This window comes from Streptomyces sp. NPDC001822, from assembly GCF_042892135.1.
In the GTDB taxonomy this organism is placed as follows: domain Bacteria; phylum Actinomycetota; class Actinomycetes; order Streptomycetales; family Streptomycetaceae; genus Streptomyces.
In genome coordinates, this window is record NZ_JBIATW010000016.1 from 41328 (window position 1) to 54143 (window position 12816).

13 protein-coding genes are annotated in these 12816 nt (G+C 71.2%); 10 read left to right on the top strand and 3 right to left on the bottom strand.

Annotated elements, in window-relative coordinates; translation table 11 throughout:
* Positions 1–199 precede the first annotated feature (199 nt).
* The 3 genes from ACFYY2_RS29100 to ACFYY2_RS29110 are packed head-to-tail and all read left to right on the top strand — an operon-like array spanning position 200 to position 3446.
* A complete protein-coding gene (locus tag ACFYY2_RS29100; RefSeq protein WP_388748438.1) occupies positions 200–1597 on the top strand; it encodes a DUF6421 family protein in 1398 nt (465 codons plus the stop codon).
* A gap of 26 nt (positions 1598–1623) precedes the next feature.
* Entirely contained in the window at positions 1624–2388 is a 765-nt protein-coding gene (locus ACFYY2_RS29105) for an SDR family NAD(P)-dependent oxidoreductase (protein WP_388748441.1), read from the top strand.
* Complete coding sequence (locus ACFYY2_RS29110) at positions 2367–3446, top strand: threonine aldolase family protein (RefSeq protein ID WP_388748443.1); 1080 nt, start codon at positions 2367–2369, stop codon at positions 3444–3446. The genes ACFYY2_RS29105 and ACFYY2_RS29110 overlap by 22 nt, the downstream gene beginning before the upstream one ends.
* Positions 3447–3601: 155 nt before the next feature.
* Here the strand turns inward: ACFYY2_RS29110 and ACFYY2_RS29115 are convergent, their stop codons facing one another.
* On the bottom strand, positions 3602–4324 hold the full coding sequence (locus ACFYY2_RS29115) for a lysophospholipid acyltransferase family protein (RefSeq protein ID WP_388748445.1): 723 nt from the start codon (positions 4322–4324) through the stop codon (positions 3602–3604).
* A gap of 219 nt (positions 4325–4543) precedes the next feature.
* Between ACFYY2_RS29115 and ACFYY2_RS29120 the strand changes: the two genes are divergently transcribed.
* The 5 genes from ACFYY2_RS29120 to ACFYY2_RS29140 all read left to right on the top strand — a co-directional run bounded on the left by ACFYY2_RS29120 (position 4544) and on the right by ACFYY2_RS29140 (position 9047).
* The gene (locus tag ACFYY2_RS29120; RefSeq protein ID WP_388748447.1) at positions 4544–4870 is read left to right on the top strand and encodes a TlpA family protein disulfide reductase; all 327 of its coding nucleotides are present in this window, start codon (positions 4544–4546) and stop codon (positions 4868–4870) included.
* Between the two features lie 196 nt (positions 4871–5066).
* A complete protein-coding gene (locus ACFYY2_RS29125; protein ID WP_388748647.1) occupies positions 5067–5573 on the top strand; it encodes a flavin reductase family protein in 507 nt (168 codons plus the stop codon).
* A 201-nt stretch (positions 5574–5774) separates the two neighbouring features.
* On the top strand, positions 5775–6560 hold the full coding sequence (locus tag ACFYY2_RS29130; RefSeq protein ID WP_388748449.1) for an electron transfer flavoprotein subunit beta/FixA family protein: 786 nt from the start codon (positions 5775–5777) through the stop codon (positions 6558–6560).
* A gap of 57 nt (positions 6561–6617) precedes the next feature.
* Positions 6618–7580, top strand: coding sequence for an electron transfer flavoprotein subunit alpha/FixB family protein (locus tag ACFYY2_RS29135; RefSeq protein ID WP_388748451.1), 963 nt, complete (start codon positions 6618–6620; stop codon positions 7578–7580).
* A gap of 168 nt (positions 7581–7748) precedes the next feature.
* The gene (locus ACFYY2_RS29140; RefSeq protein WP_388748453.1) at positions 7749–9047 is read left to right on the top strand and encodes a DUF6986 family protein; all 1299 of its coding nucleotides are present in this window, start codon (positions 7749–7751) and stop codon (positions 9045–9047) included.
* Between the two features lie 6 nt (positions 9048–9053).
* On the opposite strand, the gene ACFYY2_RS29145 is transcribed toward ACFYY2_RS29140, so the two are convergent.
* Complete coding sequence (locus ACFYY2_RS29145) at positions 9054–10082, bottom strand: LacI family DNA-binding transcriptional regulator (RefSeq protein WP_388748455.1); 1029 nt, start codon at positions 10080–10082, stop codon at positions 9054–9056.
* Between the two features lie 184 nt (positions 10083–10266).
* On the opposite strand from ACFYY2_RS29145, the gene ACFYY2_RS29150 reads away from it, so the two are divergent.
* The gene (locus tag ACFYY2_RS29150) at positions 10267–11235 is read left to right on the top strand and encodes an ROK family protein (protein ID WP_388748457.1); all 969 of its coding nucleotides are present in this window, start codon (positions 10267–10269) and stop codon (positions 11233–11235) included.
* Between the two features lie 48 nt (positions 11236–11283).
* Here ACFYY2_RS29150 and ACFYY2_RS29155 read toward each other — a convergent pair whose 3' ends face one another.
* Entirely contained in the window at positions 11284–11469 is a 186-nt protein-coding gene (locus ACFYY2_RS29155; protein WP_388748459.1) for a hypothetical protein, read from the bottom strand.
* A gap of 199 nt (positions 11470–11668) precedes the next feature.
* Between ACFYY2_RS29155 and ACFYY2_RS29160 the strand changes: the two genes are divergently transcribed.
* Positions 11669–12709 carry an NUDIX domain-containing protein gene (locus ACFYY2_RS29160; protein ID WP_388748461.1) on the top strand — a complete coding sequence of 347 codons (1041 nt, stop codon included), beginning with the start codon at positions 11669–11671 and terminating at the stop codon, positions 12707–12709.
* Positions 12710–12816: the final 107 nt, after the last annotated feature.

Consider the following 12816-nt stretch of genomic DNA (forward strand, 5'->3'; position numbering starts at 1 on the left):
CCCCAGAGAACCAGTTCGTGCGCGCCGGGCCTCGACTGCCCGGCCAGTCGTGAGGAAGAAGTTGTCCTGCGGATGTGTGGCAGGAAAAATCGCGGTGAGCATGGGGGATGGCAGGATAATTTTCTGCTCTCCACTTGTCCGAAGGAACCGCACATGGATACGGTTACTTGACGCGAGGTTCTCCCGTGAAGGAAGTGTCATGACGGAAATTCTTGAGCAGACCGCCACCGCCGGTGCGACGGCTGCCGCCCAGCGGGTCGTGGAGCACCCGGCCTGGCCCGCGCTCAAGAGTGCCGTGGAGGAGCTCCGCCCCTGGCAGTCCAAGGACGGCTCCATAGACCTTGACGCCGAGAACGCCCCCTCCGCCGAGGCCGCCGCCTCCGTCGTCGAGCGGGTGACCACCGCCGTCGAGGAGCTCTCGCCGCTGCTCCCGCACGACGCCGCCTACCACCGCGCGCTCGTCGCGGACCTGCGACGCTGGGTCGCGGACGGCTTCGGTGTCCCGGACTTCCTCGACTCCCTGCTGGCCTTCCAGCCCGCGAAGAACCGCGCCGACGGCCTTCAGCACCTGGTCGTGTTCGCGATGTACACGCAGAACGGCAACCCCGACCGCAATCTCGAAGCCGTCGTGCTGCGGATGGTCTGGCCGGAGTGGCTGGCCGACCTCGAGGCCACGCGTTATGACAACCCTCTGTTCTGCGGCATCACCTTCGAGGACTTCACCGCGGGATACGACACCAACTCCGCCGTGCTGTTCCCCGAGACCATCGCCGTGCGCGAGGCGCCGGAGCGCTTCAGCTGGGGCGGCATCTTCTGCGACCGCGAGGCCGCCCGCTTCCGCCGGGTCACCGAGGCCTCGGTCGACCTGCTCGGCCTCGAACTGCCCGACGACATCAAGGACATGCTCGGCGACCAGAAGCGCTGCGAGCAGGCGTTCGTGCTCTGGGACATGGTCCACGACCGCACCCACAGCCACGGTGACCTGCCCTTCGACCCCTTCATGATCAAGCAGCGGCAGCCGTTCTGGATGTACGGGCTGGAGGAGCTGCGCTGCGACCTCACCGCCTTCAGGGAGGCTGTGAAGCTGGAGTCCGACGGCTTCGGCCAGGGCCGTGACGTGCAGTTCGCCGTCCTCTTCGACCGGATGTTCCGCTTCCCCGTCACCGGCGAGCGCGTGCGCAACTACGACGGTCTCGGCGGCCAGCTCCTCTTCGCGTACCTCCACAAGCACGACGTGGTCCGCTGGACCGACAACACGCTCAAGATCGACTGGGCCCGCGCCCCGCAGGTCACCAACCAGCTCTGCGGAGAGATCGAGACGCTCTACCGCGAAGGCATCGACCGCCCGAAGCTGGTGCACTGGTTCGCGGCGTACGACCTGGTCGCGACCTATCTTTCTCCCCACCCGGGCTCCCGCTGGGCCAAGGGCCCGGAGGCCTTGGACCTCGCACAACCGCCCCGTAAGCTCGTCGACGACGTGCTTCCGGACGAGTTTCCCCTGAGCATGTTCTATGAGGCGCTCTCCAAGAAGTTGAAGCATGTGATCGCCTCCACCAAGGGGATCACTGCGGCGGATGCCGGGCGGGCAGCCGCGTGAGGGCGCGGTCTGAGGAGGCGGTGGCGATGAACGCAACAGGCAGGGCCGACAGCGGTGCGCTCGAGGGGGCCGTCGTCGCGGTGGCCGGAGCGGCGGGACCGGCAGGGCGGGCGACCCTGCTCAGGCTCGCCGAGGCGGGCGCGACCGTGGTCGCGTCCGACGCGAACCCCGAGCGGCTGGCCGAAGCGGTCGACGCCGCGCGGTACGCGCACGGCGGCGCGACGGTCACCGGTGACACCGTCGATCTGCTCGATCCGGAAGCCGCCCGCGACTGGGCCTTCAAGACGGAGAAGGAATTCGGCCGTGTCGACGGCCTGGTCCACCTCGTCGGGGGCTGGCGCGGCAGCGCGGGCTTCGCGGAGACCAGTCTGGCGGACTGGGACTTCCTGGAGAAGCTCCTGATCCGGACCGTCCAGTCCACCTCGCTGGCCTTCCAGGACGTGCTGGGACGCAGCGACCGGGGACGTTACGTGCTGATCAGCGCGGCGGGTGCCAGCAGTCCCACCGCGGGCAACGCGGCCTACTCCGCGTCCAAGGCGGCGGCGGAGGCATGGACGCTCGCACTCGCCGACTCCTTCCGCAAGGCGGGGGGCGACCAGGGCCCGACGGCGGCCGCTGCGATCCTGGTGGTCAAGGCACTGGTGCACGACGCGATGCGCGCCGAGCGCCCCCAAGCGAAGTTCGCGGGCTTCACGGACGTCCAGGAGCTGGCCGAGGCCATCGCCGGCGTCTGGGACAAGCCCGCCGGAGAATTGAACGGAAAGCGTCTGTGGCTGACCCCGCAACCGTAAGGACCGACGCGCGACGTCATCACGATCCGCAGGTACGCGGTTTCGCCAGTGACAACTACGCCGGTGTGCACCCCGAGATACTCGCGGCCCTCGCTCTCGCCAACGGCGGCCACCAGGTCGCCTACGGGGAGGACGACTACACGGATCACCTGCAGCGGGTCATGCACAGCCACTTCGGCCCCACTGCCGAGGCGTTCCCGGTGTTCAACGGCACCGGGGCCAACGTCACCGCGCTCCAGGCGCTGACCGACCGGTGGGGCGCGGTGATCTGCGCCGGATCCGCGCACATCAACGTGGACGAGGGCGGCGCGCCGGAGCGCATGGGCGGGCTCAAACTGCTCACCGTGCCCACCCCGGACGGAAAGCTGACCCCCGAGCTCATCGACCGCGAGGCCTACGGCTGGGACGACGAGCACCGGGCGATGCCGCAGGTCGTGTCGATCACCCAGAACACCGAGCTCGGGACCGTCTACACGCCCGGCGAGATCCGGGCCGTCTGCGAGCACGCCCACGAGCGCGGCATGAAGGTGCATCTCGACGGCGCCCGGATAGCGAACGCCGCCGCGTCGCTGGACGTGCCGATGCGCACCTTCACCAATGCGGTCGGCGTCGACGTGCTGTCCTTCGGCGGCACCAAGAACGGCGCGCTCTTCGGTGAGGCCGTCGTCGTGCTCAACCCGGACTCCGTGCGTGCCATGAAGCATCTGCGCAAGCTGTCGATGCAGCTGGCTTCCAAGATGCGCTTCGTCTCGGTCCAGCTCGAGGCGCTGCTGGCGGGGGACCTGTGGCTGCGCAACGCCCGCCACGCCAACGACATGGCCCAGCGGCTCGCCGACGGGGTCCGCACGGTCGACGGGGTGGAGATCCTCTATCCGGTGCAGGCCAACGCCGTCTTCGCGCGGCTGCCGCACGAGGTGAGCGAGCGGCTGCAGAAGCGCTTCCGGTTCTACTTCTGGGACGAGAAGGCGGGAGACGTCCGCTGGATGTGTGCCTTCGACACCCGCGAGGAGGACGTGGACGCCTTCGTGCAGGCCCTCAAGGAGGAGATGGCCCGCTAGGCCCCCGCAGTGGACGCGCGGCCGGACGGAGTGGTTTCCGTCCGGCCGCGCCGTCATGCCCGGCCCACGGGCGGGCGGGAAGCGCCGGGGCGCCCCTCAGCGACGCACGTGCCGTGGTGTGACGTTTCGCCGGGGCAGGCGGCCGCGGGCCGGCGTCAGCCGCGCTCGCGCACCTCGGCGGGGGTCGGAGCCGTACCGCCGAGGTGCGCCGGCACCCACCAGGTGTCGGCCGCGTCCTTGGGGCGCACGGGATAGGCCCGCTGCGCGGCTTCCAGGAGCTCCTGGACGCGCTCGCGCAGCCGGCGGGTGATCGCACCCGCGTACTGGTCGGCGGGCGCCTCCATGGCCTCGCCGAGGCGGATGGTGATCGGGGTGTGGTTGCGCTTGAAGTTGCGCGGGCGCCCCTTGGTCCAGATGCGCTGGGTACCCCACAGCGCCATCGGGATCAGCGGCACCCCGGCCTCCTGGGCCAGCCGCGCCGCGCCCGACTTGAAGCTCTTGAGCGTGAACGACTCCGAGATGGTCGCCTCGGGGAACACGCCGACGATCTCGCCAGAGCGCAGGGACGCGAGCGCGTGCGCGTAGGCGTCCTCGCCCTGCGCGCGGTCCACGGGGATGTGCTTCATGCCGCGCATCAGGGGACCGGAGACCTTGTGGCGGAACACCGACTCCTTCGCCATGAAGCGGACGAGCCGCTTCTGCGGCAGGGCGCCGAGTCCGGTGAAGATGAAGTCCAGATAGCTGATGTGGTTACTGACCAGAACCGCGCCACCGGTCTTCGGGATGTGCTCCGAACCCTGGGTGTCGATCTTCAGGTCAAGCGCCTTGAACAGGGTGCGAGCGGCGCCGATGACCGGTCGATAGACGAGCTCTGCCATCTGGATGAAGACCCTTCGTCAATGCCTGGGGAGGGTTCTCCCCGCGGAAGTTACGCAGCCGTAGGTTTTCGGCATTGTGGCGATGGTGCCCCATGTGCGACGCCGTGGCCAGCCCCAAAGGCTCCCTGGTGAGAGATTCTCGTCACGTGAAACCTCCGGGAATGTAATGCGCACGCCGGGTGCTGACCCTTTGCGCGGAGCTCTGGGAAGGGAGCCGGAATGGACGGGCGGAAGACCGGCGGCACACTGGACGCCGCCCGGCTGGGCGCTGAACTCGGGGACAGGGCCACCCTCGTGCAGTTCTCGAGCGCGTTCTGCCAGCCCTGCCGTGCGACCCGGCGCGTACTCGCCGAAGTCGCCGGGATGGTCGAGGGAGTGGCCCACGTCGAGGTCGACGCCGAGGCCCGCCTGGAGCTGGTCCGCAGCCTCGGCATCACCAGGACGCCCACCGTCCTGGTGCTCGACGCGGCCGGCCGCGTGGTCCGGCGGGCGACCGGTCAGCCGCGCACCGCGGATGTCGTCGCCGCGCTGGGGCAGGCGATGTGACGGGCCGTGACGCATCTCCCACATGACGGGACGCACTTGACTGTGTACGCACCGCATCGTCAGTCTGACGACATGCCGCCGGAACTCCTTCTCTTCTGCCGGGTGCACGTCGACCTCGTGCGCCACGCGAGTGCGCGCTGTCCGGGTGCCTGATCCCCCAACGGCCCCGTACGCCCTCTCCCAGAAGGACTTCTCCATGACGGCCTCGCCCGGTCTTCGCACTCCCAGGACGGCTGCACCCGAGCTCCTGCGATCCGTGTTCCGGCAGCACGCCGCCGGTGTGGCCGTGATCACGGCCGCCGGTGACGGGCCCGTGGGCTTCACCGCCACGTCGCTCAACTCCGTCGCCGCCGAACCGCCGCTCATCTCCTTCGGGGTGGGCACGGCGTCCTCCAGCTGGCCCGTCGTCGCGGAGGCCCGGCACATAGGCGTCCACCTCCTCGGCGAGGAGCAGCGGGAACTCGCCGCGACCTTCGCGCGCAGCGGCGCCGACCGGTTCGGCCCGTCCACCGGCTGGCGTGCGGGACCGGAGGGCGTACCCCTGCTCGACGGGGTGGTGGCCTGGCTGGTCTGCCGTGTGGTGGCCAGGATTCCCGCGGGCGACCACCGCATCGTGATCGCCGAGGTGGAGTCGGGGGACCCGTCCGGGGGCGGCCGGCCGCTGGTCTACCACCAAGGTCGTTTCACGGCTCTGCGAGACTGAGGCCGAGCAGGGCGGAGCAGGGGGCGGGTCTGGTTGGCTACGTCACAGTTCCAAGCGCTTGCTTACGGGTAACGTACTGGGTGTACTGGCGAGTAATATTCGGCTGGGGGCCCGGTCTCCCGACCGGAAACCGCCCGATGAGGCGCCTATGCTGCGTGCAACAAGGCAGCCCAGAAATGACGATGCAGTAGGAGAGCCGGCGTGAGCTTGAGGATCGTTGTCTGTGTGAAGTACGTGCCCGACGCCACCGGCGACCGGCACTTCGCCGATGACCTGACCCTGGACCGTGACGACGTCGACGGTCTGCTGTCGGAGCTCGACGAGTACGCCGTCGAGCAGGCGCTGCAGATCGCCGACGAGGCCGACGACGCGGAGATCACCGTGCTCACGGTGGGCCCCGAGGACGCCAAGGACGCGCTGCGCAAGGCGCTGTCGATGGGCGCCGACAAGGCCGTCCACGTCGAGGACGACGACCTGCACGGCACCGACGTCATCGGCACCTCGCTGGTGCTGGCCAAGGCCGTCGAGAAGACCGGCTACGACCTGGTCATCTGCGGCATGGCGTCGACGGACGGCACCATGGGCGTCCTCCCGGCGCTGCTCGCGGAGCGCCTCGGCGTCCCGCAGGTCACGCTGCTCTCCGAGGTCTCCGTCGACGGCGGCACGGTCAAGGGCCGTCGTGACGGCGACTCCGCGAGCGAGCAGCTCGAGGCGTCCCTCCCCGCCGTGGTCTCCGTGACCGACCAGTCGGGCGAGGCCCGCTACCCGTCGTTCAAGGGCATCATGGCGGCCAAGAAGAAGCCGGTCGAGTCCCTGGACCTCGATGACCTCGGGATCGATGCGGACGAGGTCGGCCTGGGCGGTTCGTGGACCGCGGTGGACTCCGCCGCCGAGCGTCCGGCCCGTACGGCGGGCACGATCGTCAAGGACGAGGGTGAGGGCGGCAAGCAGCTGGCCGAGTTCCTCGCGGGCCAGAAGTTCATCTAGCCCCGGCCGTCCCCTCCACCGCCCCGCACTCCCTCGCACGCAGGAGATTGAAGTCCCATGGCTGAAGTACTCGTCTATGTCGACCACGTGGACGGTGCCGTCCGCAAGCCCACCCTGGAGCTGCTGACGCTCGCCCGCCGCATCGGCGAGCCGGTCGCCGTCGCGCTCGGCAACGGAGCGGCCGACACCGCCGCCGCGCTCGCCGAGCACGGCGCGGTCAAGGTGCTCACCGCCGACGCCCCGGAGTTCTCCGACTACCTCGTCGTACCCAAGGTGGACGCCCTCCAGGCCGCCTACGACGCGGTGTCCCCGGCCGCCGTGCTCCTCCCCTCCTCCGCGGAGGCCAAGGAGATCGCCGCGCGCCTGGCGCTGCGCATCGGCGCCGGCATCATCACCGACGCCGTCGACCTGGAGGCCGGTGACGGGGGCCCGGTCGCGACGCAGTCCGCGTTCGCCGCCTCCTACACCACCAAGTCCCGTGTCTCCAAGGGCGTTCCGGTCATCACGGTCAAGCCGAACTCGGCCGCCGTCGAGGCCGCCCCGGCCGCGGGTGCCGTCGAGGCCCTCGCGGTCTCCTTCTCCGCCACGGCCACCGGCACCAAGGTCCTCTCGCGCACGCCGCGCGAGTCGACCGGGCGCCCGGAGCTGACCGAGGCCGCGATCGTCGTCTCCGGCGGCCGCGGCGTCAACGGCGCCGAGAACTTCGGGATCATCGAGGCGCTCGCCGACTCGCTCGGTGCGGCTGTCGGTGCCTCGCGCGCCGCGGTCGACGCCGGCTGGTACCCGCACACCAACCAGGTGGGCCAGACCGGCAAGTCGGTCTCCCCGCAGCTGTACATCGCCTCGGGCATCTCCGGCGCGATCCAGCACCGCGCCGGCATGCAGACCTCGAAGACCATCGTCGCGGTCAACAAGGACGCCGAGGCGCCGATCTTCGACCTCGTCGACTACGGCGTCGTCGGCGACCTGTTCGCCGTCGTCCCGCAGCTCACCGAAGAGGTCAAGTCCCGCAAGGGCTGATCCGGCGACGTCCTGCCCGTACGACGGCCTGGGGCCGCGTGGTGTTCTCCACCGCGCGGCCCCAGGCCGTTTCCGATCACCATTGACGCAGAACCGGGGGGCTTATAACTTCGCTATGCGGATGAAGGATTCCAGGAAGCGGAAATAGTCACACTGGAGGGTACGGCCATGGGTCAGCAGGAGAAGGTGGCGACGAGCCTCGCCGGCGCGGTCGGTGAGGAGATCAGCGCCTCCCTCACGGGGGTGGACGCCGAGCTCGCCCGCCGGTACCCGGGAGACCCGGGCACGCGCCAGCCGGTCCACACCGTCTACGTGCCCGCCGACACCTTCACCGCCACCACCGTCCGCAGCTGGGGCGACCGAGCCCTCACGGCGCTCGACGAACACGCCGCGGACGCCGACGCGTTCGCCGCGGTCCTCGGGATCCCGCCGGAGCTCGCCGCGCCCGTTTACGACCGCGTACGCGCCAAGCTGGAGCGCGAGCCCGTCGAGGACCTCCGCATCGATTTCGAGGACGGTTACGGGCCGCGCCCGGACGCCGAGGAGGACGAGGCCGCGGCCCGTGCGGCCCGGCTGGTCGCCGAGGCGTACGCCGACGGAACGGCCGCGCCGTACACGGGCATCCGCATGAAGTGCATGGAAGCCGCCGTGCGCGACCGCGGAATCCGGACCACGGACATCTTCCTGACCGGCCTCATGCGGGCCGGAGGCCTTCCCGACGGGCTCGTCCTGACGCTGCCGAAGGTGACCTACCCCGAGCAGGTCACCGCCTTCGTACGGCTCCTAGGGGCATTCGAACAGGCCCACGGTCTGCCGGCCGGCCGCCTCGGGTTCGAGATCCAGATCGAGACCAGCCAGTCGATCCTCGCCGCCGACGGCACCGCCGCCGTCGCGCGCATGATCGACGCCGCCCGCGGCCGGGCGACCGGCCTGCACTACGGCACCTTCGACTACAGCGCCTGCGTGGGCGTCAGCCCGGCCTACCAGGCGAGCGACCACCCCGCCGCCGACCACGCCAAGGCCGTCATGCAGGTCGCCGCGGCGGGCACCGGTGTACGCGTCTGCGACGGCTCCACCAACGTGCTCCCGGTCGGACCCACCGAGCAGGTCCACGAGGCATGGCGCCTCCACCACGGCCTCACCCGCCGCGCTCTGGCCCGCGCCTACTACCAGGGCTGGGACATGCACCCCGGCCACCTGCCCACGCGCTACGCGGCCGTCTACACCTTCTACCGCGAGGGTCTGGCCCAGGCGGCCTCCCGGCTCGCCGCCTACGTGGCCAGGGCCGGCGGGGACGTCATGGACGAGCCGGCCACCGCCAAGGCGCTCAGCGGCTATCTGCTGCGAGGCGTCGACTGCGGTGCCCTGGACACCGCGGAGGTCGAGGCCTCGACCGGTCTGACCCGGGAAGACCTCGACGCCTTCGCCTCGCCCCGCCGCGGCGCGCTCACCGTGACGGCGCCGTGAGCGGCCTCAGGCGGGCGGCAGTTCCCCCGAACCGCGGGGGATGAGCCGGGTCGGGAGCTCGACCCTGGCCGGCGGGTGGCCCGCGCCGTCCAGGCGGCGGAACAGGTGCTCCGCCGCGGTCCGGCCGACCGCGGCGGCGTCCTGCGAGATGACCGTGATGCCGAGCAGGTCGGCGAGTTCGATGTCGTCGAAGCCCACCAGCGCGATCCGGCGGTCGCACTCGGCGAGCACGCGCACGGCGGTGACGGTCACCCGGTTGTTGCCCGAGAAGAGCGCGGTCACCGGCTCGGGTCCGGACAGCATGGTCTCGACGGCCGTCCGCACCCGGTCGGGGTCGGTCGGCCCCAGGGACACCCAGGAGTCCTGGACCTCTATGCCGGCTTCCGTCAGAGCGGCGTGGTAGCCGCGCAGTCGCTCCGTCGCGGTGTGGATGCGCGGCTGGTCGCCGACGAAGCCGATCCTGCGGTGCCCGTGTGCGACGAGGTGCGCGACGCCCTCGCGGGCGCCCCCGAAGCTGTCCGAGAGGACCATGTCCGCGTCGACCCGGCCCGCCGGGCGGTCGACGAAGACGGTGGCGATGCCGGCCTTCATCTCGGGCTCCAGATAGCGGTGGTCGTCACCCGCCGGAATCACGATCAGTCCGTCGACCCGGCGCGCGCACAGGGCGAGGACGAGCTCCTGCTCGCGGTCGGGGTCCTCGGCGCTGGAGCCGTTGATCAGCAGGGCCCCGTGGGCACGGGCCACTTCCTCCACGGCGCGGCTCAGCGGCCCGTAGAAGGGGTCGGCGAGATCTTCGAGGACGAGTCCGATCGAGGCCGTGCGCCCCTTGCGCAGGACGCGGGCGCTGTCGTTCCTGCGGAAGCCGAGGGCGTCGATCGCCTCCTGTACGCGGCGTTCCGTGTCGGGTGTGACCCCGGGTTCGCTGTTCACCACCCGGGAGACCGTCTTGAGGCCCACTCCGGCTCGCGCCGCCACGTCCTTCATGGTCGGCCTGTTGCCGTAGCGGGACTCGGAATGACGGGTGGTCTCGGCCACGGTGCGCTGTCCTGTCGTCGGGAACGGGTGCTTCGGGCGCCTCTCGGCGGTGCCGGAAGAGCGTGCCGAAGCTGTGGCGTCGAGCATAGGCCCTGGACAACGTTGTCAACAGAATGGAGACTGGGGAGGACTGTCGACCGAAGTCGCAGGTCCTGCCCCTCACCCCTCCGGAGAGTCCACACCGATGCATACCGACCTCGTCGCCGCCCTCGACATCGGCGGCACCAAGATCGCCGGCGCGTTGGTGGACGGCAGCGGATCCCTGCTCGTACGGGCGCAGCGGCCCACGCCCGCGCGGGAGGGTGCCGAGTCGGTCATGGGCGCCGTGAGTGACGTCCTGGCGGAACTGACCGCCTCCGCCCTGTGGCCCCGGGTGGGTGCGGTCGGGATCGGCAGCGCGGGCCCCGTCGACGCCTCCGCCGGCACGGTCAGCCCGGTCAACGTCCCGGGCTGGCGCGGCTTCCCGCTCGTGGAGCGCGTCTCCGCCGCGACCGGCGGGATGCCCGTCTCGCTGGTCGGCGACGGGGTCGCGATGACCGCGGCCGAGCACTGGCTGGGTGCTGCCCGCGGTTTCGACAACGCGCTGTGCCTGGTCGTGTCCACCGGGGTCGGCGGCGGGCTCGTCCTCGGTGGAAAGCTGCACCCCGGCCCCTCGGGCAACGCCGGTCACATCGGTCACATCAGCGTCGACCTGGACGGTGACCTGTGCCCGTGCGGCGCGCGCGGCTGCGTCGAACGCATCGCCAGCGGGCCCAACATCGCCCGGCGAGCCCTGGAGAACGGCTGGCGTCCGGGGCCCGACGGCGACGAGACGGCGGCCGCGGTGGCCGCCGCGGCGCGGGCCGGTGACCCGGTCGCGGTCGCTTCCTTCGGAAGGGCCGCCCAGGCGCTGGCAGCCGGGATCGCCGCCACCGCCACCCTGACCGACATCGACATCGCGGTGATAGGCGGGGGAGTGGCCGGCGCCGGCGAGGTCCTGTTCGCGCCGCTGCGCGAGGCCCTGCGCGACTACGCCACGCTCTCCTTCGTCCAGGGCCTCACGGTGACCTCCGCGGTGATGGGCACGGACGCCGGTCTGGTGGGTGCGGCTGCCGCTGCCTCGGCTCTCCGGCCCGCCGGGGTCAACGGCGTACGGGCCGCGGCGGCGAAGTAGGCGGGGACGCCCGGGTCCGGGGCTCCGCAGCGGTCGTACGGCGCCGGATCAGCGAGCCCTCCGGCGCCGGTCCGCCGTCTGCTGGGGCACGACCACGAGGAACGCGTCCTGCTCCAGGTCCATCACGACCTCCGCTGCCAGGCCCTCGCCGCGTCGGGCCGCGGCGAACTCCTCCGCGGGCCGGCTGCCCCGCGGTCCTCCCGCGGGAAACTGCTCAAGTACCGTGCGGCGCACCGCGCACCCCCGTCGTCGTTCCTGTGGCTATCCGCTCCAACGACGCCCGCCGTCCCCCGTTACGGGCCGCCCGGCCCGTACGCGCTCGTACGGTGGGACGCTCCCGCCCTTCGCCCCGGCGCAACCGCACCGCCCCGACGGGGTTTCCGCAGCGGGGTGTTGCGGGCAAGCCACAGGGGGCTACGGAAGAGGGGGACCCGTGATCGTCTGGATCAACGGTGCGTTCAGCGCGGGCAAGACCAGCGCCGCTTGCGAACTGATCGATCTGATCCCGAACAGCACCCTGTACGACCCCGAGCTGATCGGCGGTGAACTGCGCCGGATGCTGCCCCAGAAGAAACTCGCGGAGGTCACCGACTTCCAGGACCTGCCGATCTGGCGGCGCCTGGTGGTCGACACGGCCGCCGCGCTGCTCGCCGAGCTGTCCGGGGTGCTGGTGGTGCCGATGACACTGCTGAGGCAGGACTACCGGGACGAGATATTCGGCGGGCTCGCCTCCCGGCGCATACCCGTCCGGCATGTGCTGCTGTCAGCAGAGGAAACGATCCTGCGGCAACGGATCGCCGCGCGCGAGGAATTCGCCGACGATCCGGGACACAGCGAGCGGATCAGGGAATGGGCCTACGACCACATCGAGCCCTACCGGGCCGCGCTCGGCTGGATCGAGGCCGACGCGCACACCATCGACACCAGCTCGCTGACCCCGCACGGGACGGCCGAACGCATCGCCGAGGCCCTGAGCAGCGGTGCGGCCAGGGAATGCGGCATCGTGCAGACTCCCGCACCGCGCGCGGAGACCGTCGCGTCCGGAGTTCTGCTCTTCGACGAACAGGACCGCGTCCTGCTCGTCGACCCCACCTACAAGCCGGGCTGGGAGTTCCCCGGCGGAGTGGTCGAGACCGGCGAGGCGCCCGCACAGGCCGGGGTGCGCGAGGTCGCCGAGGAACTCGGGCTGAGCCTCGGCAGGCCGCCGAGGCTCCTGGTCGTCGACTGGGAGGCGCCCAGACCGCCGGCGTACGGAGGACTGCGCTTCCTCTTCGACGGCGGCCGGCTGTGCGCGGAGGAGGCCGCACAGCTGCTCCTGCCGGGGGCCGAACTGCGGGGCTGGCGGTTCGTCACCGAGGAGGAGGCGGCGGGCCTGCTGCCTCCCACCCGCTTCGAGCGGCTGCGCTGGGCACTGCGCGCCCGCGAACGGTCCGCCGTGCTGAATCTGGAGGCGGGCGTCCCGGTGGGCGGATAGGCACCGGCGGGCCGCCGCGCACACGGCGACCCGCCGGGGGCGGGGTGTACCGGCGGACCGGCACACCCTGCGCCGAGGCAGGACGGCGCACGCGTACCCCCCCGCCG